18 protein-coding genes are annotated in these 26,407 nt (G+C 53.1%); 11 read left to right on the forward strand and 7 right to left on the reverse strand.

What is annotated here, in order from left to right:
* Positions 1–2: 2 nt before the first annotated feature.
* A complete protein-coding gene (gene rcsB, locus DCH402_RS15000) occupies positions 3–653 on the forward strand; it encodes a response regulator transcription factor RcsB (RefSeq protein ID WP_013316908.1) in 651 nt (216 codons plus the stop codon).
* An 81-nt stretch (positions 654–734) separates the two neighbouring features.
* Here the strand turns inward: rcsB and rcsC are convergent, their stop codons facing one another.
* Complete coding sequence (gene rcsC, locus DCH402_RS15005) at positions 735–3,596, reverse strand: two-component system sensor histidine kinase RcsC (RefSeq protein ID WP_071604766.1); 2,862 nt, start codon at positions 3,594–3,596, stop codon at positions 735–737.
* Positions 3,597–3,724: 128 nt separating this feature from the next.
* Entirely contained in the window at positions 3,725–6,358 is a 2,634-nt protein-coding gene (gene gyrA / locus DCH402_RS15010) for a DNA topoisomerase (ATP-hydrolyzing) subunit A (protein WP_040002004.1), read from the reverse strand.
* A gap of 254 nt (positions 6,359–6,612) precedes the next feature.
* Here gyrA and ubiG point away from each other — a divergent pair, with 254 nt between their 5' ends.
* The gene (gene ubiG, locus DCH402_RS15015; protein ID WP_050583322.1) at positions 6,613–7,362 is read left to right on the forward strand and encodes a bifunctional 2-polyprenyl-6-hydroxyphenol methylase/3-demethylubiquinol 3-O-methyltransferase UbiG; all 750 of its coding nucleotides are present in this window, start codon (positions 6,613–6,615) and stop codon (positions 7,360–7,362) included.
* Positions 7,363–7,389: 27 nt separating this feature from the next.
* Here the strand turns inward: ubiG and DCH402_RS22460 are convergent, their stop codons facing one another.
* Complete coding sequence (locus tag DCH402_RS22460) at positions 7,390–7,677, reverse strand: hypothetical protein (protein WP_152486933.1); 288 nt, start codon at positions 7,675–7,677, stop codon at positions 7,390–7,392.
* Positions 7,678–7,871: 194 nt separating this feature from the next.
* Here DCH402_RS22460 and nrdA point away from each other — a divergent pair, with 194 nt between their 5' ends.
* From nrdA to DCH402_RS15040, 5 genes are all read left to right on the forward strand, one after another.
* Entirely contained in the window at positions 7,872–10,160 is a 2,289-nt protein-coding gene (gene nrdA / locus DCH402_RS15020; protein ID WP_040002005.1) for a class 1a ribonucleoside-diphosphate reductase subunit alpha, read from the forward strand.
* A gap of 166 nt (positions 10,161–10,326) precedes the next feature.
* Positions 10,327–11,457: a class Ia ribonucleoside-diphosphate reductase subunit beta gene (gene nrdB, locus DCH402_RS15025; RefSeq protein WP_040002006.1), complete on the forward strand. Its 1,131-nt coding sequence runs from the start codon at positions 10,327–10,329 to the stop codon at positions 11,455–11,457.
* Positions 11,458–11,463: 6 nt separating this feature from the next.
* Positions 11,464–11,724, forward strand: coding sequence for a class I ribonucleotide reductase maintenance protein YfaE (gene yfaE / locus DCH402_RS15030; protein ID WP_012770697.1), 261 nt, complete (start codon positions 11,464–11,466; stop codon positions 11,722–11,724).
* Positions 11,725–11,858: 134 nt separating this feature from the next.
* Positions 11,859–12,773 (forward strand): SPFH domain-containing protein, encoded by a 915-nt coding sequence (locus DCH402_RS15035; protein WP_040002007.1) that lies wholly within the window; start codon positions 11,859–11,861, stop codon positions 12,771–12,773.
* Between the two features lie 2 nt (positions 12,774–12,775).
* Positions 12,776–13,231 carry an NfeD family protein gene (locus DCH402_RS15040; protein WP_040002008.1) on the forward strand — a complete coding sequence of 152 codons (456 nt, stop codon included), beginning with the start codon at positions 12,776–12,778 and terminating at the stop codon, positions 13,229–13,231.
* Positions 13,232–13,339: 108 nt separating this feature from the next.
* On the opposite strand, the gene cueR is transcribed toward DCH402_RS15040, so the two are convergent.
* Positions 13,340–13,753 (reverse strand): Cu(I)-responsive transcriptional regulator, encoded by a 414-nt coding sequence (gene cueR / locus DCH402_RS15045; RefSeq protein ID WP_040002009.1) that lies wholly within the window; start codon positions 13,751–13,753, stop codon positions 13,340–13,342.
* A gap of 123 nt (positions 13,754–13,876) precedes the next feature.
* On the opposite strand from cueR, the gene copA reads away from it, so the two are divergent.
* The 3 genes from copA (at position 13,877) to ybaK (ending at position 18,223) form a co-directional block, all read left to right on the forward strand.
* A complete protein-coding gene (gene copA / locus DCH402_RS15050; RefSeq protein ID WP_040002010.1) occupies positions 13,877–16,732 on the forward strand; it encodes a copper-exporting P-type ATPase CopA in 2,856 nt (951 codons plus the stop codon).
* A 181-nt stretch (positions 16,733–16,913) separates the two neighbouring features.
* Entirely contained in the window at positions 16,914–17,726 is an 813-nt protein-coding gene (locus DCH402_RS15055) for a TraB/GumN family protein (RefSeq protein WP_040002011.1), read from the forward strand.
* A gap of 17 nt (positions 17,727–17,743) precedes the next feature.
* Entirely contained in the window at positions 17,744–18,223 is a 480-nt protein-coding gene (gene ybaK / locus DCH402_RS15060) for a Cys-tRNA(Pro)/Cys-tRNA(Cys) deacylase YbaK (protein ID WP_040002012.1), read from the forward strand.
* Between the two features lie 100 nt (positions 18,224–18,323).
* On the opposite strand, the gene DCH402_RS15065 is transcribed toward ybaK, so the two are convergent.
* From DCH402_RS15065 to ushA, 3 genes are all read right to left on the reverse strand, one after another.
* On the reverse strand, positions 18,324–19,697 hold the full coding sequence (locus DCH402_RS15065) for a glycoside hydrolase family 28 protein (RefSeq protein WP_040003635.1): 1,374 nt from the start codon (positions 19,695–19,697) through the stop codon (positions 18,324–18,326).
* A gap of 315 nt (positions 19,698–20,012) precedes the next feature.
* The gene (locus tag DCH402_RS15070; RefSeq protein ID WP_040002013.1) at positions 20,013–21,602 is read right to left on the reverse strand and encodes a methyl-accepting chemotaxis protein; all 1,590 of its coding nucleotides are present in this window, start codon (positions 21,600–21,602) and stop codon (positions 20,013–20,015) included.
* A 970-nt stretch (positions 21,603–22,572) separates the two neighbouring features.
* A complete protein-coding gene (gene ushA / locus DCH402_RS15075; protein WP_040002014.1) occupies positions 22,573–24,225 on the reverse strand; it encodes a bifunctional UDP-sugar hydrolase/5'-nucleotidase UshA in 1,653 nt (550 codons plus the stop codon).
* 492 nt (positions 24,226–24,717) lie between these two features.
* On the opposite strand from ushA, the gene ybaL reads away from it, so the two are divergent.
* Positions 24,718–26,403 (forward strand): YbaL family putative K(+) efflux transporter, encoded by a 1,686-nt coding sequence (gene ybaL / locus DCH402_RS15080; protein ID WP_040002015.1) that lies wholly within the window; start codon positions 24,718–24,720, stop codon positions 26,401–26,403.
* Positions 26,404–26,407: the final 4 nt, after the last annotated feature.

Here is a 26,407-nt window from a genome sequence, read left to right on the forward strand (position 1 = left end):
CAATGAGCAATCTAAACGTAATTATTGCAGACGACCATCCTATTGTTTTGTTCGGCATTAAAAAATCGCTGGAACAAATCGAATGGGTTAACGTCGTGGGTGAATTCGAAGACTCGACAGCCCTGATTAACAATCTTCCCAAGCTGGATGCGAACGTCTTGATCACCGACTTATCCATGCCAGGAGATAAATACGGTGACGGCATCACCCTCATTAAATATATCAAGCGCCATTTCCCTCATTTGTCGATCATTGTACTGACGATGAACAATAATCCGGCTATTCTCAGCGCCGTGCTGGAGCTTGATATTGAAGGGATTGTGCTGAAACAGGGCGCACCGACCGACCTGCCTAAAGCGCTGGCAGCGTTACAGAAAGGCAAGAAATTCACACCGGAAAGCGTTAGCAAAGTACTGGAGAAAATCAGCGCCAGCGGTTATGGCGACAAACGCCTGTCTCCCAAGGAAAGTGAAGTATTGCGTCTGTTTGCCGAAGGGTTCCTGGTTACTGAAATCGCCAGAAAGCTCAATCGCAGCATTAAGACCATTAGCAGCCAGAAGAAATCGGCCATGACCAAACTTGGGGTGGACAACGATATCGCGCTGTTAAACTACCTTTCCTCGGTCGGCGTATCACCGTCTGACAAAGAGTAACCTTCTTGTCGGCAAACAGGGAAGCCTGTTTGCCGGCACGTTCTTTGTTGCATGACACTATTGCGACATTGCATGACAGTATTACGACTGAGCCGTTTTGCCCTGTCTGACGAGATGGCTGTAATACGACAGTGATTGTTGCAATGTATCCAGCGTTACCGGCTTGGACAAGCAATTATCCATACCGGCTTGCAGACAGCGTTGCCGCTCTTCCGCCAATGCATTGGCCGTAACGCCAATCACCGGCAAGGTCTGTCCCATCTCCCGCAGTTGCTGAGTAAAACGATACCCGTCCATATTCGGCATGTTGACGTCGGTAAGCACAATGTCCACCGGATTTTTCGCCAGCACATCCAGTGCATCAAGCCCATCATTAGCGGTGATCACCTGATACCCCAGCGACCCAAGCTGGTCAGCCAGCAAACGGCGGTTAATCGGGTGGTCATCCACCACCAGAAGATGAATCTCGCCATTCTCAGTGCGACTATAACTCACCGCAGGCTGAGACGCCGCCACGGCCGGCAACGCATCTTCACCACGATAAATACGTTGCAGCAGCGTCGGCAACTCATGCAGCACAGCGGTACTATAGAGCCAATATCCTGCTCGTTGTTCCTGAGGCGCACCACCATGCGCTGCGCAAATCTCCACGCAGACATGCGCCTTTGGCTCAGCATCGGGCGTATGATCAAAAATCATAACGTCCTCGTTCCCTACTACCCGCCCTTCATCGTATCGCCTTGCATCCAGACCACAGGCACTGAGCAGGCCCAGCAGATAACGCTCCATCAAGGCATTACGGATGTGCAGCCAGCACGTTTTTCCCTGTAAATCAGGCAACTGCAATGTCTGAGGATAGTGAGCGCGATAAAGCGGAATACGAATACCGAACTCACTGCCAAGCCCAGGCTCAGATTCAATCGTAATGTCGCCATCCATCAGGCTCACCAGCTTTTCACAAATCGCCAGCCCCAGACCGGTGCCTTGAAAATGGCGCTGAACCCCGGTTCCAGCCTGAAAGAACGGATCAAACAGTTTCATCACCGAGCGGGTATCAATCCCGACGCCGGTATCCCGCACTTTAAATACCAGGTAGCCCTCGTCGCTACACGCCACCTGAAACACGATACAGCCGGTATCGGTAAACTTGATGGCATTACTGAGCAGATTACTCAATACCTGCTGTAATCGCACCGCATCCCCCATTAATCGTGAGGGCACGTTAGGGTCAATATAGCAGTACAACTCGAGACGCTTTTTCACCACCAGAGGTAAGTAATTATTTAAAATATGGTTTATCACTTCACGCGGTGCAAACTCACTGGGCTCGATCTTCAACTGTTCCGATTCGATCTTGGAGAAATCCAGAATGTCGCTGATGATCTTCAGCAACAGCGACGAAGAATTTTGCATCGCGGTCACCAGCCGATTAGCATCTGACGGCAGCGATTTCGTCTGCAGCAAATCCAGATTGCCGATAATCCCATAAAGCGGTGTACGCAACTCATGACTGACGGTTGCCAGAAACATTGACTTAGACTGGCTGGCCTGCTCAGCGGCGTTAGCCATCTCCTGCAGCGACTCCTCCATGCGAACGCGGGCACTGACATCAAGCAGTACACAAATAGCGACGTTCTCATTGCGATAGCGTGAATGCACGAAACTAATTTGCAGGTGGTGATTACGTCCAGTCACCACATCCAACGATTTGGACTGCTGTTCGCAAATAATCCGAACAATGTGCACCCGGTCTTCATACGTCAGCAGGCTAAGGTAGTTATGCGCCAGCTCGTTACTGAGAATATTGGTGCCGTCGCTAATCCTTAAAATACAAATCCCTACCGGCGCCGAGGCGACGATTTTACGGTTAAATTGCTCGTTCTCCTCCAGTTGGAAGGCGTTGCGTTCCGCGGGCAAAAAGATCTTGCGTTCAAATAATCTCGCCAATAAAAACAAACAGATAGCTGATGCCAGATTCAACAATGCAATATTGATAATCAGCGTATTGAGCGACATCAGAATCACTTCCAGCGGCAACGAATAGACCACGGCCATTGACGTAGGCGGTAATGCCTTTTTCATCAACAGGGTTCCATAACCGTCGCTATAACCGAAGTAATTGTTCGAATCGGGATAATGGGTGGAACTGTTGCTGCCAGACTGAGTATCGGTGAGCTGCAGCAATACGTGATCAGTTTGATCCAACAGCCTGATACTGAACGGCAGGTCGCCATTCAACATAAAATCATCCAGCCTGATGGTCTGCTCAATCCCCATCATGGTCACCAGATGGTTATCCACATACACCGGCGTCAACGCATACAAATACCCTACTTCCTGCGTCGGGCCGGGCACCACCCAGAATAGGCTCTCTTCGCGGCGATTTCCCGCCCGATTGGAATTCTGATTCTGTAACCGCTCTTGCACGCTTTTCAGCAGGCTGTCGCTATCCAGTGATTGGTTACGAATACCAAAATCAACAATACACTGCTGACTGCTATCGACAAAAAAGAGGCGATTCAGATCATAAACTGATGAGAAATCATCATGCCATTGTTCAAAAAAACCACTCAGTGACTGCAACAGAGCCGGAGTCTTCGCATACTGCTCGCCACAATTAAACGTGGGCGATAGCGAATAAATAGAAAACGGCGTTTTTGGCATCGAAGACTTACGTTCGCGGGATAGGGATGAAGCGCTAAGTCGGTTGGCGGCAATGTATCTCAGTTCACGTGCGACATCCGTAGTATGACGAATATACCCCAGCGACTGTTCGAAATTGAGCGAGAAAATCTGGCGTAAATGCGATTCCCGTTGATTCAGTTCCTTATTGACATAAAAAACTGAAATCAGTGCGCCCAGAATCCACAGCGTAGTCGCCAGCACCCGGAACATATACCGGGAGATTTTGAGGGTAGACTGAAAAGAAGCAATAACTTTCAATGGTATACCGTAGAGGTTATCAGCACGGGAAAACACGGTCGGGATCAGCCGATACAGTACCGATCCTGTATAAAAAAAGCCAGCGCGTCGGGCGCTGGCTTTTGTCACTTTACTGACAGGAAAAAAAATTATTCATCGTCTTCCGGCGTGTCATCGTCACTTTCCGGCTCGTCGATATCTTCTTCCGGCAGTTCACCGTCAACCGGCACCACGCTATCGAGTTCATCGTCTTCCACCGGCTCGGCCACTCGCTGCAGGCCGACCACGCGTTCATCCTCGGCGGTACGGATCAAGGTGACGCCCTGAGTATTACGGCCCACAATGCTGACCTCGGATACCCGGGTACGCACCAACGTACCGGCATCGGTGATCATCATGATCTGATCGGCGGTATCAACCTGCACCGCGCCAACCACTTTACCGTTGCGCTCACTGACCTTGATGGAGATAACGCCCTTGGTGGCGCGCGATTTCACCGGATACTCGGTAACGGCAGTACGCTTACCGAAGCCGTTCTGCGTCACGGTCAGAATATCGCCTTCGCCACGCGGCACAATCAGCGATACCACGCGGTCATCATCCTGCAGATTAATGCCGCGAACCCCGGTAGCGGTACGTCCCATGGTACGCACAGCGGATTCCGAGAAACGCACCACCTTGCCTTCGGCGGAGAACAACATCACTTCGTTGCTGCCGTCAGTCAGATCGACGCCAATCAGCTCATCGCCGTCATTCAGGTTGACCGCGATAATACCGGCGCTACGCGGACGGCTGAATTCAGTCAGCGCCGTTTTCTTCACGGTACCGCTGGCCGTGGCCATGAACACGTTCATCCCTTCTTCGTACTCGCGTACCGGCAGAATAGCGGTAATACGTTCATCCTGTTCCAGCGGCAACAGGTTGATGATCGGACGACCGCGGGCGCCGCGGCTTGCCTCCGGCAATTGGTAGACCTTCAGCCAGTAAAGTCGGCCACGGCTGGAGAAACACAGGATGGTATCGTGGGTATTCGCCACCAGCAGACGGTCAATAAAGTCCTCTTCTTTGATGCGGGCGGCAGATTTACCTTTCCCGCCGCGGCGCTGGGCTTCATAGTCGGTCAACGGCTGATACTTCACATAGCCCTGATGCGACAGCGTCACCACCACGTTTTCTTCAGAGATCAGATCTTCAATATTGATGTCGGCGCTGTTGTGGGTGATCTCGGTGCGACGCGCGTCGTTATACTGCTCGCGGATCGCCACCAGTTCCTCGCGGATCACCTCCATCAGGCGCTCAGGACTACGCAGAATGAACAGCAATTCAGCAATCTGCGTCAACAGTTCTTTGTACTCATCCAGCAGTTTTTCATGTTCCAGACCGGTCAGTTTCTGCAAACGCAGATCCAGAATCGCCTGCGCCTGCTGATCAGTCAGGTGATATTTGCCGTCATGAATGCCGAACTCAGGCTCCAGCCATTCCGGGCGTGCCGCGTCATCGCCGGCGCGCTCCAGCATCGCCGCCACGCTACCCAGTTCCCACGCCTGCGCCACCAGCGCGATTTTCGCCTCGGCCGGAGTCGATGCATGGCGAATCAGCTCAATGATCGGGTCGATATTCACCAGCGCAATCGCCAACCCTTCCAGGATATGAGCGCGTTCGCGCGCTTTGCGAAGCTCGAAAATAGTGCGACGCGTCACCACTTCGCGGCGGTGACGCACGAATGCCGCCAGAATTTCCTTCAGGGTCATCAACTTCGGCTGGCCCTGATGCAACGCCACCATGTTGATGCCGAACGATACCTGCATCTGGGTCTGGGAGTACAGATGGTTGAGTACCACCTCACCCACCGCATCACGCTTGATCTCAATGACGATACGCATGCCGTCCTTGTCGGACTCATCACGCAGCGCGCTGATGCCTTCGATACGCTTCTCTTTTACCAGCTCGGCGATCTTTTCAATCAGTCGCGCCTTGTTCACCTGATACGGGATTTCATGCACGATGATGGTTTCACGGCCGGATTTGGCATCCGCTTCCACTTCGGCGCGCGCACGGATATACACCTTGCCGCGACCGGTACGGTAGGCTTCTTCAATACCGCGTTTGCCGTTGATGATGGCGGCGGTCGGGAAATCCGGCCCCGGAATATGCTCCATCAGCCCTTCGACGCTGATGTTTTCATCATCAATGTAGGCCAGACAGCCGTTAATCACTTCAGATAGGTTATGGGGTGGAATGTTGGTCGCCATCCCGACTGCGATCCCGGAAGAACCGTTAACCAGCAGGTTGGGGATACGGGTGGGCATCACGTCCGGGATCTGCTCTGTGCCGTCATAGTTGGGCACAAAATCCACCGTTTCTTTATCCAGATCGGCAAGAAGTTCGTGGGCGATCTTCGACATGCGCACTTCGGTATAACGCATCGCCGCGGCGGAGTCGCCGTCGATGGAACCGAAGTTGCCTTGGCCGTCTACCAGCATGTAACGTAACGAGAACGGCTGGGCCATACGCACGATAGTATCGTAAACTGCGCTATCACCATGCGGGTGATATTTACCGATAACGTCCCCGACCACACGGGCCGATTTTTTATAAGGCTTGTTCCAGTCGTTACCCAGCACACTCATCGCGTACAGCACGCGGCGGTGTACCGGCTTAAGACCATCGCGAACGTCCGGCAACGCACGCCCGACGATGACGGACATGGCGTAATCCAGATATGAACTTTTCAGCTCTTCCTCGATGTTGACCGGTGTAATTTCTCTGGCAAGGTCGCTCATGGAGCCGCTATCCCTCTATTCACATCTACCCGATTTTAAAAGGTGGAAAATCATATCATAAACCGGGGTTTCAGGGGAAACTTCACGCCGGTTTGCCGGCGCTTCTTTACCAGACACGTCACGTTTCGTTACGGCGAAGGTTACCACCGTCACAAGACATCGCCGCTATGAAGCCGCCGCAGACGACTACAACAACCGCTTTGCGCTCGCTATACTCGGCCTCAATCAATATTAACGAAAGGGGATCACCCGCCATGAATACAGACACCACGAACCCCGCCGGCCTGAAGAACGCCGCCCCCACACCGAATGTCGACCTTGATGAAATCGCCAAATTCGAGGCCGTCGCCTCGCGCTGGTGGGATCTGGAAGGCGAGTTTAAGCCGCTGCACCGCATCAATCCGCTACGCCTGAGCTATATCATCGAGCGTGCCGACGGTATTTTCGGCAAACGCGTACTGGATGTCGGCTGCGGCGGCGGTATTCTGGCCGAAAGCCTGGCGCGCGAAGGCGCTCAGGTTACCGGTCTGGATATGGGCGCAGAACCGTTGCAGGTTGCCCGGCTGCACGCACTGGAAAGCGGTGTGACCGTCGGTTACGTGCAGGAAACGGTGGAAACCCACGCCGACGCCCACGCCGGCGCCTACGACGTCGTGACCTGTATGGAAATGCTGGAGCACGTGCCGGACCCTCGCTCAGTAGTACAAGCCTGCGCCCGGCTGGTGAAACCCGGCGGCCATGTCTTTTTCTCCACCATCAATCGCAATGCCAAAGCCTGGCTGATGCTGATTGTCGGCGCCGAATACCTGACCAACATGGTGCCGCGCGGTACGCACGACATCAAAAAGTTCATTCGTCCGGCGGAATTGTTGACCTGGGTGGACCAGACGCCGCTGCGTGAACGCCACATGACCGGGCTGCACTACAACCCACTGCTGGACCGTTTCCGGCTCGGTGCAAACGTCGACGTCAATTATATGCTCCATACCAGGCATCTCGGTTGACGCCGCCGGGGGGCGTTGACGGTTCGATTAACGCCTTTGGCCGATGGTTATTCCATCGGCTTTTTTATCGATGAGGAATACGTTTTCAGGCATAAACTGCGCCTCATCAACATTTGAGCAACATATCAAACTCAGATTATTCCCAATAACTTGTCTGAAACGCGGTTTTAATCCACACGCAGCGGTTGTCAGCGGATAAGAAACCGCCGGTTGATCAATTTTTTTATTTTTCTCCCCTGTAGTTGACAAAATAATGAGGCCGCACAGTGGCTGGGATTTAGCGCGCTTGTAACATTTATTCCCTATGTTATCCACAAGAGCTGGCCGTTTTGCTCACTTGCAATACGTCATTTTTCACATTATCTTGTTATCAAAAGCTGGCCCACCCCCTATATATAGTGTTTACTTCTGACAGAAAACACTATTTTTTTGTTTGCGTTTTTTGTGAATGAAGACATGGGGAGGCTGATAAAAACAAAACTCGTGTCAAAAAACAGGTGCTACGCCACATGAACCAGAGTCTGCTTGTTACCAAACGCGATGGCAGTAAAGAACGCATCAATCTGGACAAAATCCACCGGGTAATCACCTGGGCAGCAGAAGGGTTACACAACGTCTCTGTTTCTCAGGTAGAACTGCGTTCCCACATCCAATTCTACGACGGCATCAAGACTGCCGATATCCACGAAACGATCATCAAGGCCGCCGCTGATCTGATCTCACGTGAAAGCCCGGACTATCAGTATCTGGCTGCGCGTCTGGCTATTTTTCATCTGCGCAAGAAAGCCTATGGTCAATTCGAACCGCCGAAACTGTACGATCACGTCGTGAAAATGGTCGAAATGGCAAAGTACGACCGCCATTTGCTGGAAGATTACACGGAAGAAGAATTCGCCCAAATGGACGCTTTCATCGATCACTGGCGTGACATGAATTTCTCCTACGCAGCCGTTAAACAGCTGGAAGGGAAATATCTGGTACAAAATCGCGTGACCGGTGACATCTACGAAAGCGCCCAGTTCCTGTATATTCTGGTCGCCGCCTGCCTGTTCTCCGGCTACCCGCGCGAAACCCGGCTGGATTACGTCAAGCGTTTCTACGATGCGGTATCGACGTTCAAAATCTCGCTGCCGACGCCGATTATGTCTGGCGTGCGTACGCCAACCCGTCAGTTCAGCTCCTGCGTGTTGATCGAGTGCGGCGACAGCCTTGACTCCATCAACGCGACCTCCAGCGCGATTGTAAAATACGTTTCCCAGCGTGCCGGCATCGGCATCAACGCCGGCCGTATTCGTGCGCTGGGCAGCCCGATTCGCGGCGGCGAAGCGTTCCATACCGGTTGTATTCCGTTCTACAAACATTTCCAGACCGCGGTGAAATCCTGTTCTCAGGGCGGTGTGCGCGGTGGTGCAGCTACGCTGTTCTATCCGTTGTGGCATCTGGAAGTAGAAAGCCTGCTGGTGTTGAAAAATAACCGCGGCGTGGAAGGCAACCGCGTGCGTCATCTGGATTACGGCGTACAGCTCAACAAACTGATGTACCAGCGCCTGGTGAAAGGCGGCGACATCACGCTGTTCAGCCCGTCCGACGTGCCGGGTCTGTACGATGCGTTCTTCAACAATCAGGATGAATTCGAACGCCTGTACGTGAAATATGAGCAGGACAACAGTATCCGCAAGCAGCAGATCAAAGCCGCAGAGCTGTTCTCGCTGATGATGCAGGAACGCGCCTCCACCGGCCGTATCTATATTCAGAACGTTGACCATTGCAACACGCACAGCCCGTTTGACCCACAGGTTGCGCCGGTACGCCAGTCCAACCTGTGTCTGGAAATCGCCCTGCCGACCAAGCCGCTGGAAGACGTCAACGACGAAAGCGGCGAAATCGCGCTCTGCACCCTGTCGGCGTTTAACCTGGGCGCCATCAGCTCGCTGCACGAGTTGGAAGAGTTGGCGACACTGGCGGTACGCGCGCTGGATGCCCTGCTCGATTATCAGGACTACCCGATTCCGGCCGCTAAACGCGGCGCGATGGGCCGTCGTACGCTGGGTATTGGTGTTATCAACTTCGCCTACTATCTGGCGAAACACGGCGTGCGTTACTCCGACGGTAGCGCCAATAACCTGACGCATCAGACCTTCGAAGCCATCCAGTACTATCTGCTGAAAGCCTCGAATCAGTTGGCTCGCGAACAAGGTGCCTGCCCGTGGTTCAACGAAACCACCTATTCGCAGGGCATTTTGCCAATCGACAGCTACAAGCGTGATCTGGACAATATTTGCAGTGAACCGCTGCACTATGACTGGGAAACGCTGCGTAAGGATATCCAGACCTATGGTCTGCGTAACTCTACGCTGTCAGCACTGATGCCGTCGGAAACGTCGTCGCAGATCTCCAATGCCACCAACGGCATTGAGCCGCCGCGCGGTCACATCAGCGTCAAAGCATCCAAAGACGGTATTCTGCGTCAGGTGGTGCCGGAGTATGAAACGCTGAGAGACGCTTATGAGCTGCTGTGGGATATGCCGTCTAACGATGGTTACCTGCAGTTGGTCGGTCTGATGCAGAAATTCATCGATCAGGCGATTTCCGCCAACACCAACTACGACCCGGCGCGTTTCCCGTCAGGAAAAGTACCGATGACGCAGTTGCTGAAAGATTTGCTCACGGCGTATAAATTCGGGTTGAAGACCCTCTACTATCAGAATACCCGCGACGGTGCCGAAGACGCGCAAGACGACCTGCTGGACACCGCTGCGCAGGATGACGGCTGCGAAAGCGGCGCTTGCAAAATCTAAGCACGGCACCGGGGTGACCTGATGAGTTCAGATACCCCGGAGTGACAATATTCCTCATCTCGTCGCGTCTGTTTCAGTCTGGTATAGACGCGGCGCCGCCCGCTCGGGTTGCAGAGGTTTAACAGCGCCGCCTTCGGGTCGCGCTGTTGGTTTGTTTGGAGAGACCATGGCCTATACCACTTTTTCACAGAACAAAAACGATCAGTTGCTGGAGCCGATGTTTTTCGGCCAGCCGGTTAATGTGGCGCGCTACGATCAGCAGAAATATGAAATTTTCGAAAAGCTGATCGAAAAACAGCTTTCCTTCTTCTGGCGCCCGGAAGAGGTGGACGTTTCCCGCGACCGTATCGACTATCAGGCGCTACCAGAACACGAGAAACACATTTTTATCAGCAACCTGAAATACCAGACCTTGCTGGATTCCATTCAGGGCCGCAGTCCTAACGTCGCCTTGCTGCCGCTCATTTCCATCCCGGAACTGGAAACCTGGGTAGAAACCTGGGCGTTCTCGGAAACCATCCATTCCCGTTCTTATACCCACATTATCCGTAATATCGTCAATGATCCGTCGGTCGTGTTTGACGATATCGTCACGAACGAGGAAATTCTCAAACGGGCTAAAGACATCTCCGGTTTTTATGACGAGCTGATTGAGCTGACCAGCTACTATCATCTGCTGGGAGAAGGTACCCATCAGGTCAACGGTAAGACGGTGACCGTCAATCTCTATGAGTTGAAGAAAAAACTCTACCTGTGCCTGATGAGTGTGAACGCGCTGGAAGCCATTCGTTTTTACGTCAGCTTCGCCTGCTCCTTCGCCTTCGCCGAACGTGAACTGATGGAAGGTAACGCCAAGATCATCAAGCTGATCGCCCGCGATGAAGCGTTGCACCTCACCGGTACTCAGCACATGCTCAACCTGATGCGCGCCGGTCAGGATGATCCGGAAATGGCTCAGGTGGCGGAAGAGTGCCAACAGCAGTGCTACGATCTGTTCCTGCTGGCGGCCCAGCAGGAAAAAGAGTGGGCGGAATACCTGTTCCGTGACGGCTCGATGATCGGCCTGAATAAAGACATCCTGTGCCAGTACGTTGAGTACATCACCAACATCCGTATGCAGGCGGTGGGATTGCCGTTGCCGTTTGAAACCCGCACCAACCCGATTCCGTGGATCAACGCCTGGCTGGTATCGGACAATGTGCAAGTGGCGCCGCAGGAGGTTGAAGTCAGCTCCTATCTGGTCGGCCAGATTGATTCGGAAATCAACACCGACGACCTGAGCGACTTCCAGCTATAAACCACGATGACGACGCCCACCATCACACTGCGCCTCTCAGGGGCGCAGTTGCTTTGCTCTGACGAACACACCTCCCTGCTGGAAGCGCTGGAATCCCAGCGGGTGCCGGTTGAGTATCAGTGTCGCTCCGGTTATTGCGGCGCTTGCCGTTTACGGCTCACTAAAGGCAAGGTCGCCTACCGGGAAACGCCGCTGGCCTGTCTGCAACGGGGCGAAATCCTGCCTTGCTGCTGTATGCCGCTGGATGACATCGAACTCGATATGTAACCGACGCCCGTATCATTGCAGCAGGCTTTCCGTGCCGGCTCGCATAATCCCTTGTCCGCCCGCAACTTTACTACGCCAGTGACGCTCTCCTGCGTTACACTTTCCGCAAGAAAAAATCATGGAGAGCAGAGCACATGCTGACATTTATCCCGGTTCTGATCGTCGTTGCGCTGGTGATTGTCTGGTCCGGCATCAAAATCGTGCCGCAGGGCTACCAGTGGACAGTCGAACGTTTCGGCCGCTACACCCGCACCCTGATGCCCGGCCTGAATCTGATGGTGCCGTTTATGGACCGTATCGGCCGTAAAATCAACATGATGGAGCAGGTACTTGATATTCCCTCGCAGGAAATCATCTCCAAGGACAACGCTAACGTTACTATCGACGCCGTCTGCTTTATTCAGGTGGTAGACGCCTCCCGTGCGGCTTATGAAGTCAGCAATCTGGAACTGGCCATCATCAACCTGACCATGACCAACATTCGTACGGTACTCGGCTCGATGGAACTGGATGAAATGCTGTCTCAACGCGACAGTATCAACACCCGGTTGCTGCATATCGTGGATGAAGCCACCAACCCCTGGGGCATCAAAGTCACCCGTATCGAAATCCGCGACGTGCGCCCGCCCGCCGAACTGATCGCGTCAATGAATGCTCAGATGAAGGCGGAACGAACCAAACGCGCTGATATTCTGGAAGCGGAAGGGGTCAGGCAGGCCGCGATCCTGAAAGCTGAAGGGGAAAAACAGGCGCAAATTCTCAAAGCAGAAGGGGAGCGGCAATCGGCCTTCCTCGAAGCCGAAGCGCGCGAACGCGCAGCCGAAGCGGAAGCCCGCGCCACCCAAATGGTGTCGGAAGCGATTGCCGCCGGCAATATTCAGGCGATCAACTACTTCGTCGCCCAGAAATATACCGATGCGCTGCAAACCATCGGAGCGGCCAGCAACAGCAAAGTCATCATGATGCCGCTGGACGCCAGCAACCTGATGGGCACCATTAGCGGCATCAGTGAGCTTATCAAAGAGAGCCAGGCAGACCGGAGAAAATAGTCATGATGGCGCTGGTATGGGAAAACGCCCACTGGTTTTGGCTATCGCTCGGCGGCCTGCTGTTAGCAGCAGAAATGTTGGGTGCCGGCGGCTATCTGTTGTGGAGCGGTATCGCCGCGCTGTTCACCGGCATACTCGCCTGGTTGTTGCCGCTGGACTGGGCCTGGCAATGCATCGCCTTTGCCGTGCTGACGGTAGTCGCTGCATTATTGTGGTGGCAGTGGCTGCGCCGTCGCCTCGACAAGCAGCCGACACCGATGCTCAATCAACGCGGGCAACAATTGATTGGCCTGCATACGACATTAACCGAGCCGCTGATAAACGGTCTCGGCCGTGTCAACATCGGCGACAGCAGTTGGCGCGTGCAGGCGGAACAGGATCTCCCTGCCGGAACCGTGGTGGAAGTCATAGCAGTGGAAGGCATCACGCTGCGGGTAAGACCACGCGTTGATGCTTGATGGCGTTCAAAATCTGCCCCGTTGATCCCCGTTGATATGGCGGCGATGGTGATATGGCGGCATCACCGCCGTTATCCGCGTTACAGCCAGAATAATGGCTGCTTGTTGCTACGCTTGCCGGATGCCCGTGTGGCAACAGCCGGCCAACTGAGTAATGATCGGGCATTCGGCGCTGTTGTCGCCGGGGCAAGACTCCGCCAGCGCCAGCAAGCGCTGACGCATTGCTTTGAGCTCTTCTATCTGCCGTTCAATATCATCCACCTTCTGTAGCGTACGCGCCTTCACGTCGGCGCTGTGCCGCATCGGGTCATTGAACAGCGTCACGAGTTCTCGGCATTCTTCCAGCGTGAACCCCACCTGACGCGCCTGGCGCAGCAGCGTCAGTTCTTCGATATGGTGGAGATCGTAACTGCGGTAACCATTTTCACATCGTAGTGGCGCCGTCATCAGCCCTTTTTCTTCATAGAAACGGATCGTCTTGCTGGTCAGCCCGGTTTTTTTCGCCACATCGCTGATATTCATGATTCCCCCTTGACCCTTCCCTTGCTGGAAGGTTTACGCTTCAGGTAGTGCTTAGAACTAATCAAAATCACGCTTGCGGTCAATGTCTTTGATATTCGGCTGTGATCACTGAGGAATATTATTATGTCGCAAACCATACTGCTTTCATTGCAGGGATTATCCTGCCAACACTGCGTCGGCAGGGTAAAAAAAGCCCTGGAATCCCGGGCGGATGTAGAACAGGCCGAAGTCTCGCTGAAATACGCGAAAATTACCGGTGAAGCTGACAGCCAAACATGGGTAGCGACAATTGAAGCCGCCGGTTACGAAGCCAGCCCCGCAACCGAACCCAATATCACGCTGCAACTCTCCGGCCTCAATTGCCAGCATTGCGTTGCATCAACCCGTAAAGCACTGGAAACAGTACCGGGCGTAGCGGGAGTCGATGTCACTCTGCAACAGGCGTCGATCTATGGCGATGCCGATCCACATGCGTTAGTGGCTGCCGTCGAGCAGGCCGGTTTTCACGCCACACAAACGCAGGAGCTGTCCTCCCCAAAATCTGAGCCGCTGACACCCCACGCCTCCTCGCCGGACAGGCTGTCAGCGGCTTTCAACCAGGTTCCGGCAAATACCTTGCCCATTAACGCCGCGTTTGCCGACGCGGCGCCAAATCACAATACCGCCGATAATGACACCGTGGTCGATAATGACACCGTGGTCAATAATAACCACATCGTCGATAGCATCGAGGGCAATGACAGTGTTCAGTTGTTGCTCGACGGAATGAGCTGCGCCAGTTGCGTCAGCCGGGTACAACAGGCGCTGCAACGCGTTCCCGGCGTGACGCAGGCACACGTCAATCTGGCCGAACGCAGCGCGCTGGTCAGCGGTAGCATGCCGCATCAGGCGCTGATCGAGGCGGTACGGAATGCAGGCTACGGGGCGGAAATCATTATCGATGAAGCGGAACGACGCGCCCGGCAAGAACAGACATCGCGTCAGGCTATCCGGCGTTTTCGCTGGCAGGCGGCATTAGGGCTGGCGCTCGGTATCCCGCTGATGGTGTGGGGTATGATCGGCGATAACATGATGCTTACCGATCACAATCGTACCGGCTGGCTACTGGTTGGCGTGCTGACGCTGGCGGTGATGATGGCCGCCGGCGGGCATTTTTATCGCAATGCCTGGCGCAGCCTGATGAACGGCAGCGCAACCATGGATACGTTGGTGGCGCTCGGTACTGGCGCAGCCTGGATTTACTCCATTACGGTCAACCTATGGCCGAGTGGGTTTCCAATGGAAGCGCGTCATCTTTATTACGAAGCCAGCGCCATGATTATCGGTTTGATCAATCTCGGCCATGCGTTGGAACAACGCGCCCGTCAGCGATCTTCGCAGGCGCTGGAGCGCTTGCTGGATTTGACGCCGCCGACGGCACGGCAGGTCACGCTGCAGGGCGACCGTGTTATCCCACTGGCCGAGGTACACACCGGTATGACGTTGCGCCTGACCACCGGCGACCGTATTCCGGTGGACGGTACGCTTGAACAAGGTGAATTGTGGATTGATGAGGCCATGCTCACCGGCGAGCCGATTCCACAACAAAAGGCGACAGGTGATAAGGTGCACGCCGGAACGCAGGTGCAAGACGGCAGCGCAACATTCCGGGCTGACGCGATCGGCAACCAGACGACGCTGGCGCGTATTATTCATCTGGTACGTCAGGCTCAGAGCAGCAAACCCGCGATAGGCCAATTGGCTGACCGCATTTCCGCCGTCTTCGTACCGGTTGTCGTCGCCATCGCGTTATTGAGCGGCGCCATCTGGTACCTGTTTGGGCCCGCGCCTCATATCGTCTACACACTGGTTATTGTTACCACGGTATTGATTATCGCCTGCCCTTGCGCACTGGGGCTGGCGACGCCGATGTCGATTATCTCCGGCGTCGGTCGGGCCGCCGAACTGGGCGTATTGGTACGTGATGCCGATGCCTTGCAGCAGGCCAGCCAGCTTGACGTGCTGGTGTTCGATAAAACCGGCACGCTGACGGAAGGCAAACCGCGCGTGGTAGCGATCCACACCTTTGGCGATGTCAGCGAATCACAAGCGCTGAATTGGGCGGCATCTCTGGAGCAAGGGGCCAACCACCCGCTGGCGCAGGCCATTGTGCAGCGAGCCGACGGAATCACACTGAGCACCGTGGCGCAGTTTCGTACCTTGCCCGGCCTCGGCATTAGCGGCCAGGTGGAAGGGACTTCGCTACTGCTTGGCAACCCGGCCTTGCTGGACCAATATCAGATCCCACTGGCTCATGGTGAAAACTCACCGCATTATTGGCTGGAAAAGCAATCAGCACGAGGCTTCACCCCGGTGTTGCTGGCGGCAAACGGCCAGGTCGCGGCACTGTTTTCCATACAGGACACCTTGCGTCAGGACAGCGTTAGCGCACTGCAACGGTTACATCGTCAGGGCTACCAATTGGTGATGCTGACTGGCGATAATGCCGGGACAGCACAGGCCATCGCCCGTGAAGCCGGCATCGATCAAGTCATCGCCGGTGTACTGCCGGACGGCAAAGCAGAGGCGATTCGCCATCTGCAATCACAGGGAAAACGGGTCGCTATGATCGGCGACGGTATCAACGATGCTCCGGCACTGGCGCAAGCCGATGTCGGGATCGCCATGGGTAGCGGCAGCGATATCGCGGTGGAAACCGCCGCCATGACGTTGATGCGCCATAGCCTGCACGGCGTCGCCGACGCGTTGGCGCTGTCCCGCGCCACGTTAGGCAATATGAAGCAGAATCTTCTGGGCGCTTTTATCTATAACACGCTCGGTATTCCTCTTGCGGCCGGAATACTCTATCCATGGACGGGCACCCTGCTGAGCCCGGTCGTGGCGGGAGCGGCCATGGCGCTGTCATCCATCACCGTGGTGAGTAACGCCAATCGACTGTTACGTTTCACGCCGTCCGACGCCCCCATCAGGCAGGGTTGAGCGCAGCAACAAGCAACGGTGCGATAGTTTTGGCTGGCCTATCGCACCGCTTTACCTTCCCAGACATCATCCCGCTACGTATGCGAATTAGCGATACAACTTGCCGACCGAACCGTTTAGCATAGACAACCTGGCGGTATAGAAATCTACGCGTGGATACATCATTACCGGAGATGTCGATATGAAACGGCTGATACGCCAAATTGCGACGTTCCTCGGCTTTCTCTCGCCTGCGAGTTACCGTTACCCGGCGCTGGATGTCGAGCTTGTCAACCAACGCCAGTTCCATTTGGTGGGTAGTATTCATATGGGCACGGTGGACATGTTTCCCCTGCCGCCTGAATTACTGGCACGGCTTGAAAAAGCAACAGCACTGATCGTAGAAGCGGATATTTCCGGCAACGATTCGCCGTTCGACCTGATAGGCGCTGAACCGCCGTTGGCAGAGCGTCTGGATGCCGACACGTTGCGGCGCTTGCAGCAGATATGCCGTGAATTATCTTTTAGCTACGACAGCATCGACCGGGTGCCGGCCTGGCAGGCCGCGCTGATGTTGCAGGCGCGTCAGGCGGTGATGCTGGGCCTGCGACCGGATTATGGCATTGATTACCAGTTGATTAACGCGGCCCGGAACAAAGGGGTGGATATTATCGAACTGGAGGGTCAGCAAACACAGGTCGATCTATTGCTGCAATTACCACAGGGAGGCCTACCGTTGCTGGAGGACACGCTATACCACTGGCACACCAACGCCCGCTTATTACAAACCATGGTCAGTTGGTGGATAAACCACAAACCGACTTGGGCGGACAATGTCCCTCCCACATTCAGCAACGAGATAACGGAAATGCTGATGAATCATCGGAATCAGCGCTGGCAACAACAATTAGCCGCACTGCCGCAGGGAAATTACGTCGTATCGGTCGGCGCACTGCACTTATACGGTGAAAATAACCTGCCTGACTTGTTACAAGCCCACGCGGCGACTTTTTAAAGCAAGGACAGTACATCATGACGCCCGCAGTAAAACTGCTTGAGAAGCAAAAAATCACCTTCACGCTTCACAGCTACCACCACGATGCCGATGAAACCAATTTCGGCGAAGAAGCCGCCCGCAAGTTGGGTCTGGATAAACAACAGGTCTACAAAACCCTGTTGGTATCGCTCAACGGCGATGCCAGACAGTTGGCGGTAGCGGTGACTCCCGTCGCCGGTCAGTTGGACCTAAAAAAAGTCGCCAAGGCGCTGGCCGCCAAAAAAGCGGATATGGCGGATCCGCAAATCGCCCAACGGGTAACCGGCTATCTGGTGGGCGGTATTAGTCCGCTGGGGCAGAAAAAACTGCTGCCCACCGTGATCGACGACGGAGCACAACAATTCCGTACGATCTTTGTCTCCGGCGGCAAACGGGGATTAGACATCGAACTGGCAGCAACCGACTTGGCTCGGGTGTTAAAAGCGCAGTTTGCCGATATCGCCAAACATGATTGACGCTAAAAACGAAGACGGCGACAGAGGGTTCCACGGCCAGTGTTGCCCTCTGCCACCGCTTCATAAACGTCGTTCCGCGGGGAATGCGCTCGCGGCGAAATTAGCGGGTGACGTTCGCTCCTTTATCCAACAACAGCGCCTCCCCTTGTTTGGCATTGAGGGTCAGTCCCTGGGTGACCAGCTCGGCGTTGCGTACCCGCAGCCCTTTTTCCGACTCGATCCGTACCTGCTCAAAATGGAAACCGCTCAACGGCGCTTCCGGTACGCCAATAATGTACCCGGCCGCTTTGCTGCGCCCCGTTGACTCCAAATCGACGATAGTGATGTTACTGAAATGCGGTGTTTTCACCTTGTCGAACGGCTGAGCCGGCTCGGTATCCGGCGGATAAATCTGCTCGCCCAGCGTAAAGCCGCCCGCCTGCAGTAATTTGTCGACTTCGGTTTGTACAATCGGCGCAGCCTGGTAGTAGCCGGAGAACACCAGCGGTACTTCCACATTCACCATCCGGGTATGGCGATAGGTCACGTTCTTCACCTCGCCGCCCTTGCCGCGCAACGATTTAATGCGAATACCATACATGGAACCTTCAAAGCGGTTGTTTTCCACCAGTACATTATTGACGCCGCCGGAGGTCTCACTGCCGATAGAAATACCACGCCCCTGCTTTAATACATTGTTGGCAATATAAACATTGTCTACCACGCCATCCGGGAAACGGCTGTCCGGTTTTTCCGCTTTGATGGCAATATGGTCATCATTGCAATCAATCACGTTGTTGGTAATCCGGATGTTCTGGCTGTCGATAGGATCGATAGCATCGGTGTTTGGCGCATGCCATGGGGCAATAATACTCGTACCGTTTACCGTCACATCACGGGCATAGCGCATCACCACATGGAAGCTGGGAGAGTTGGTCAAGGTCACGCCGTCAATCAATACCTGGCTGGAACGAGTAATATAGATTAACCGCGGGCGGTCTGTTCCGCCTTTCTTGCCGGTAGCGCGGATCGCCTCGCGCCAGCGTTCCCACCATACCGCACCTTGTCCATCAATGGTGCCTTCGCCGGTAATCGCAACGTTCTGCGCATCAGCGATGCTGATAAACGGCAGCCAGCCGTTTTCCGCTTGCGCATAGCGAGTACTGTCAGTTGCACGGTAAGCGCTTTCTCCGGTCGAAGCTACCAGCGTGGCATGTTTTTCCAGATGCAGTCGGACGTTGCTTTTCAGAAATAACGGTTCTACCAGATAGTTTCCCGCCGGCACCAGCACGGTGCCGCCACCGGCAGCCGCACATTCATCAATCGCCTTTTGAAAGGAAGAGGTATTCAGTGCAATTTGCAGGCGATGCCCCTCTGCACCATAACGGGTTACGTCGCAAACGCGATCGGGAAACGCCACTTTTTCAGCCGATTGTGCGCTCATGCCAGCCAGTGCGCAGGACGCCAACAACGAGAACGCTATTCCTTTATGCATAATCACCCCATAAGTAAAACAATGTTTCATTTATCGACAATGTATCACTACCTTTATCCTAAAACGGCTGTAGCGATCACGATTTAGCTTGCGAAACAAGGTTTTGGAGATATGCCATTTTTTAGCGAGAGATAATTGGAAAATTGCACAACGGCGTAAAATGCGGCTCAGTGAGGTTGAACAACAAAACAGCGGCCAATGACGTATTTCTACCCTGGCCGCTGCCAGCAGCGGCCAGGGGACTGTAGAGCGAGGCCCATGGATGGGCCGAGTAAGAAAGCCAACGCACCAGCAACGTGAAGTATGACGGGTGTATCACGATATAGTGCGACCAATCGCCAATACATCATGGCGATAGCCTGCGCCATCGGTATTAAAATACGCCACCGATGCTTTCAATCGTTGGGCCTGTAATTCCAGTTCATTTACTGCAGCGACGGCCCGTTTCGCCAGAGCCGTATTCTGCTGGGTGATCGAATCAATTTGAACAATTGACTCATTGATATAACTGATGCCTTTACCCTGCTCACTGGTTGCCGTAGCAATCTCGGACACAATATCGGCAACGTGTTGTACCGCATCGAGCAAATCTTTGATGCTGCTGTCGGCCATTTTTATCTTCTCTGATCCACTATTAACGCGAGCCACCGACTCTTCTATCAGGCTCTTTATTTCTCCCGCCGCTTGTGAGCTGCGCAACGCCAGACTCCGAACCTCTCCCGCGACGACCGCAAAGCCACGGCCTTGTTCACCGGCACGTGCCGCTTCGACCGCCGCATTCAGGGCAAGGATATTGGTCTGAAATGCAATGTTATTCACCACCTCAGTGATGTTAGCGATCTTGCCGGAGCTTTCAGAAATACCGTTCATCGTATCGTTCACTTCCCGCATCACCGCGCCTCCCCGGGCGGCTATCTCCAGTGCGGAATGCGCCAGTTGGCGAGCCTGCTCTGTATTTTCAGCATTCTGTTTAACCGTGGAGGTAATTTCCTCCATACTTGCGGACGTTTTCTCAAGAGATGTGGCCTGTCGTTCCGTGTGTGATGACAATTCCATATTACCGGCAATAATTTCGCCAGTACTGGCATTGATCACTTCAGCGCCGGCACGAATATCTTCGATAACCGTAATTAGCTGTTCCCGCATCCGACTCATCTCGTGGAGCAGGCTGATATTGTCACCAGATAAGGTAGTAACAGGATGAGATAAATTACCTGCCGCTATGCGTGCAACCACTTCTGCTGCGTAAGTAGGTTCACCACCCAGGACGCGCAAAATACCGCGATTGATATAATAAGCAAAAAATAATAACGCCATGCTAATTAATACAAAAGCAATACCATTCTGATATAACGAATAGATAAACGCCTCATTAATATCATCAACATAGAGACCCGTAGTAATTATCCAGTCCCAGGGAGCGTAAGGTGAATTATATGCCACTTTAGGCTGCGCGACGCTGGAGCCGGGGCGAGGAAAAGCGTAAGCAGTATAACCAGATTGGTTGTTTCTTGTTACTGTCACCATTTCTCGGAAAAGGAAGACGCCGTTCGCGTCTTTAAAATCCTCACCCTGACCAATAAGCTTTTCATTAATAGGATGCATTAAAACTCGAGGCTGGGAATTAATGATGGTGAAGTACCCTGAGTCACCATAACGTAAATCCTTTATTCCTTTCATGGCGCGTTGTTGCGCCTCTGCTAAAGAAATCGCACCGGTACTGGCTAACTCGGCATTGGTTTTGACAATCCCCAATGCTAACTGAGTCACATGCATTAACTCCATTTCTCTTAGTGATAATTGATCTTGTTTAATTTTCACTGAACCATAAAACAGTGTGCCGGCCAGACATAACAAACTAATAATCAGTGGAAACCAAAGCTTCCTGGCGAGGGATATTTTCATTCGTTGAACACCTTTTATTAAGTTATGCTATTAAGCTTTTCTGTACTACACCCACCGCTTATGACACTTTTTGAATAAAAACAGGATCTCATCATCTTTTAATAGCATAAAACATAAGTCTTGTTTATATGTTTTATCATCACAAAAAAGCTTATTCATTAATAAATCCGGTTTACTCCTTGTAGGTTTCCCACTTACATAGGTAAATAAAACCCAGTACTGTGAAGAGAAAACGTACTATTCGACACACTGAATTTAACAATATCATATCATTAGGATAACACCCTCCCGAAACATAATAAAAATGATACCGATATCACTGATTTGCAAAAGATAGTGTTCAACAGACTATTCGATATCAATATAGGCCAGCCTTTTTCTTCTGATTAATCAGGAAAACCTATCACCTGATTTAAACGCCTTCATAAACATCATCTTTTGAATAAAATCATAAAAAGTAGAGTTATTTAGCCCTGATGACATCCCGAAGAATAAATCAAACTCAATGAAATGATTTTAAATAACATTAAAAACATCACTGCTAATAATCACAATAAAAAACAGTCGTATCTTTTATCCAGACATGAATAAACATACTCTTCCCGCCCCTCGCCACCCGCCATAATAACGACAATAACAATACAAATAAGCGTCATGATGCATTCCACATTTTATGTGCTAATACAACAGCAACAACAACGCTATTTTCCGGACGAGTAAGAACGATGAACCTATGGGAAAGGCAATGGCAGGGGAGCGTATTGATCGCGCTGAATCGCGGTTTCTATTCGCCAATATTGAATAGAAACCGCTATACATATTAATTATTTAGAGTATATACCCGTCATACTTCACGTTGTTGGTGCGTTGGCTTCCTCATTCACCCCGGTCACTTACTCGAGTAAGCTCCCGGGGATTCACTACGTCGCCGCCTTCCTGCAACTCGAATTATTTTGGGTATAGATAATAATTACTTATAAACAATCTCACCTTTCGGTTCATAGTCTGCCGCCTGCAATGGAGAGTGCTTCTCGACATACTGACGCAGCACTTCCGCATCCACAAAACCGGTATTGACGTAACTCGGCAGGTCACTCAGTTTCGGATAGCCGTCGCCGCCGGTGGCGTTAAAACTCAGCGTAGACATCCGATAGACTTTATCCGCCTGCAACGGCTCGCCGTTGATCTTCACGTTCTTCACGCCAGTGCCGTCTGCTTCCAGACTCACATTCAGGAACTGAGCATAACCGCCGGAATCGACCTTCTTGTTGGCGACGACCGCCAGATATTTCTCTACTTCACTGCCTTTCAGATCGGCATATACCAGCGTATTGCCGAACGGTTGCACCTTAAGTAACGTCTTATAGGTAATATCACCGGACTCGATCGAATCCCGCACGCCGCCACCGCTCATGACCGCAAAATCCGCTTTAGCACGCTCCAGTTGAGCAGACAGCAATACTCTCGACAGGTTGGTTTGCACGAAACGAACCTTATTACGGTCGCCCTCCAGCCGCCCGTTGACGCTGCCCACTTTGACATCCAGCTGTGCCTTGCCTTTTTCCTGGAATGGCGTCAGCAGCTTCATCATGTCCGGATTCTGGCTGATTTCCTGGGTGTAGTACACGCGCTCGCTGGTGCCGTCGGCTTTCTCAACCTTCTTCTTCAGGTTGACTGGAATCAGTTGGTAATGCGCCAGCTTCAGCTCGCCATTGCGGAAAGTAAAATCGGCGCGGCCGACATATTTACCCCACTCATGCGCCTGCACAATCCAGGTGCCGTTCTGGCGATCCGGCGCGCAAGGGGTGCCGGGAACATAATTCACCTGTTTTTTATTCTCGCCGGCCATGCATACCGGGTCCTGCGAATGACCGCCAACGATCATATCGAGATATCCCGCAGGCAGGCTGCGCGCCATTTCTACATCGCCTGGCGCGTTGGAGCCGTGATCGCCGTTATCGTAATGCCCCATATGGGTAGCAGCGATAATCACATCCGGCTTCTCTTTTTTACGTAGTTGCTCCACCACCTTTTTCGCCTCGTCGGCCGGCTTGCGGAACTCGATATCGTGGAAATACTCCGGATTGCCGATTTTAGCCGTGTCGTCGGTGGTTAAACCGATCACGGCAATCTTGATTCCCTGACGGTCAAACAGCGCGTAAGGCTTGAACAACCGTTTTTTGGTGCTTTTCTGGTAAATGTTGGCGGAAAGCAGCGGGAAGTGCGCCCACTTTTCCTGCTGACGCAATACCGTAAGCGGGTTATCGAATTCATGATTGCCGACGGCCATCGCGTCATACCCCACCAGATTCATACCGCGGAAGTCCGGTTCTGCATCCTGCAAGTCTGATTCCGGCACCCCGGTATTGATATCCCCGCCCGACAACAGCAGTACACTGCCGCCCTTACCGACAACATCCTGACGAATTTGATCTACCAGCGTCTTTTGTGCTGCCAGACCATACTCGCCGTAATCGTTGTGCCAGAAATGGCCGTGATGATCATTCGTGTGCAGAATCGTGATGTTGTAAGTCTTGTCTTTTTCCCATGCCAGCGCAGCGGGCGACGATAACGCCAGTGTTACTGTTATCAGGCATGCCAGATTTTTGACAGAAAAATGCATAACCACTCCCCGTAATAAAAATCTCTTATAGAATTGTTACATTAAACCAGCGAACAGGCGCACAAATTAACACAAATCGGAACAGGATAGTTGACGTCATACCGAACCTGAGACATTTCTCGCCATGACATCGCAGCGCCGCTATCGTGCTGATTCCCCATCATCTAATAAGCCGTTGTAGTCATACCGTGGCGGGCGAATTGGAAGATATCTCTAAAAACAGAGATTGAATTAACCCTATAGATCAACGATAAAAGCAATAATTCAACTGAAAATATGTGTTACACTATTTAAATAGATGAAAAACATCATTTGTATCTCACTCTGCCCATCTTCCTGACGGTTTTCTGCGATCATTCGTTGAATCACGCCACCGATATACGGCCAGGGAACGGTTTGGGTCGGCAGAGCACATAAGCATTCAGGGGCCATAACCTACTGACGGCTCAGGAATATCCGCTCATTCTCGTTACCCATGGCAAAGGAGTCGGAATGCATGATAATACCACCCCCTTAATCTCCACGATGGCCGTCGGTCTGGTATTGGCTTTTTTGCTGGGTATGCTGGCAAACCGGCTGCGTATTTCGCCATTAGTCGGATACCTGGTAGCCGGCGTGATGGTCGGGCCTTTTACGCCCGGTTTTGTCGCCGATACCCGACTGGCGCCTGAAATTGCCGAGCTGGGCGTCATTTTGCTGATGTTTGGCGTTGGGTTGCATTTCTCACTGCGGGATTTGATGGCGGTAAAATCCATCGCCATTCCCGGCGCGGTGGCGCAAATCGTCATGGCAACGCTGCTGGGAACGGGATTGTCATCACTGCTGGGCTGGAGCCTGTCTGAGGGATTAGTATTTGGTTTGTGTCTGTCCACCGCCAGTACGGTCGTGTTGCTACGCGCGCTGGAAGAACGTCAGTTGATTGACAGCCAGCGCGGACAAATCGCCATTGGCTGGCTGATTGTTGAAGACCTGGCGATGGTGCTGACGCTGGTACTGCTTCCGGCTTTTGCCGACATGTTGAAAACCGACACCGCCGATACCGGTAAATTGTTACAAGATCTGGCGATTACGCTGGGTAAAGTGGTGGCGTTCATCACCCTGATGGTGGTAGTCGGCCGTCGCGTGGTGCCGTGGGTATTGGCGAAAAGCGCCAGTACCGGCTCAAGAGAGTTATTTACGCTGGCGGTATTGGCGATGGCGCTCGGCATCGCCTTTGGGGCGGTTAAACTGTTTGATGTTTCGTTTGCACTAGGCGCATTTTTCGCCGGTATGGTTTTGAACGAATCAGAGCTCAGCCAGCGCGCCGCACACGATACGCTACCGCTGCGCGATGCATTCGCCGTGTTGTTTTTCGTTTCCGTCGGGATGCTGTTCGACCCAATGATTTTGATGCGAGAACCGCTGGCCGTACTGGCGACCTTGCTGATTATCGTGGTGGGTAAATCGATGGCCGCCTTTTTGCTGGTACATCTGTTTGGCCATTCCCGACGTACCGCGCTGACCATTTCCGCCAGTCTGGCGCAGATTGGCGAGTTCGCCTTTATTTTGGCGGGCCTGGGCATTTCACTCGGTATGCTGTCGGAAAATGGCCGCAATCTGGTGCTGGCCGGCGCAATTTTGTCGATCATGCTCAACCCGCTGCTGTTTACGTTGCTGGAACGCTATCTCGCCAGGCATGAAACCATTGAAGAACAAATCGTTGAAGAAGCGATCGAAGAAGAAAAGCAGATCCCTATCGACCTGTGCAACCATGCGCTATTGGTCGGCTACGGGCGCGTAGGCAGTCTGATCGGTGCCCAACTGCATCAGGCCGGTGTCCCGATGGTAGTGATTGAAACTTCGCGCGCTCGCGTCGATACGCTACGGGAACAAGGCATTAAAACCGTACTGGGCAACGCGACCCGGCCCGATATCATGGATATTGCCCGCCTCGATTGCGCCAGTTGGCTGCTGCTGACCATACCCAACGGCTACGAAGCCGGGGAAATCGTCGCCGCGGCAAGAGCCCGGCGACCGGATCTGAAAATCATCGCACGGGCGCATTATGACGATGAAGTGAGCTATATCACCGAGCATGGTGCCGACCACGTCGTCATGGGCGAGCGGGAAATTGCAGAAACCATGATAGCAATGTTAAACGTCGACGAGATCGTTACCGAAAGAGCCTGTTCTATCTAATCAC

The sequence above is a fragment of the Dickeya chrysanthemi NCPPB 402 genome, from assembly GCF_000406105.1.
In the GTDB taxonomy this organism is placed as follows: domain Bacteria; phylum Pseudomonadota; class Gammaproteobacteria; order Enterobacterales; family Enterobacteriaceae; genus Dickeya; species Dickeya chrysanthemi.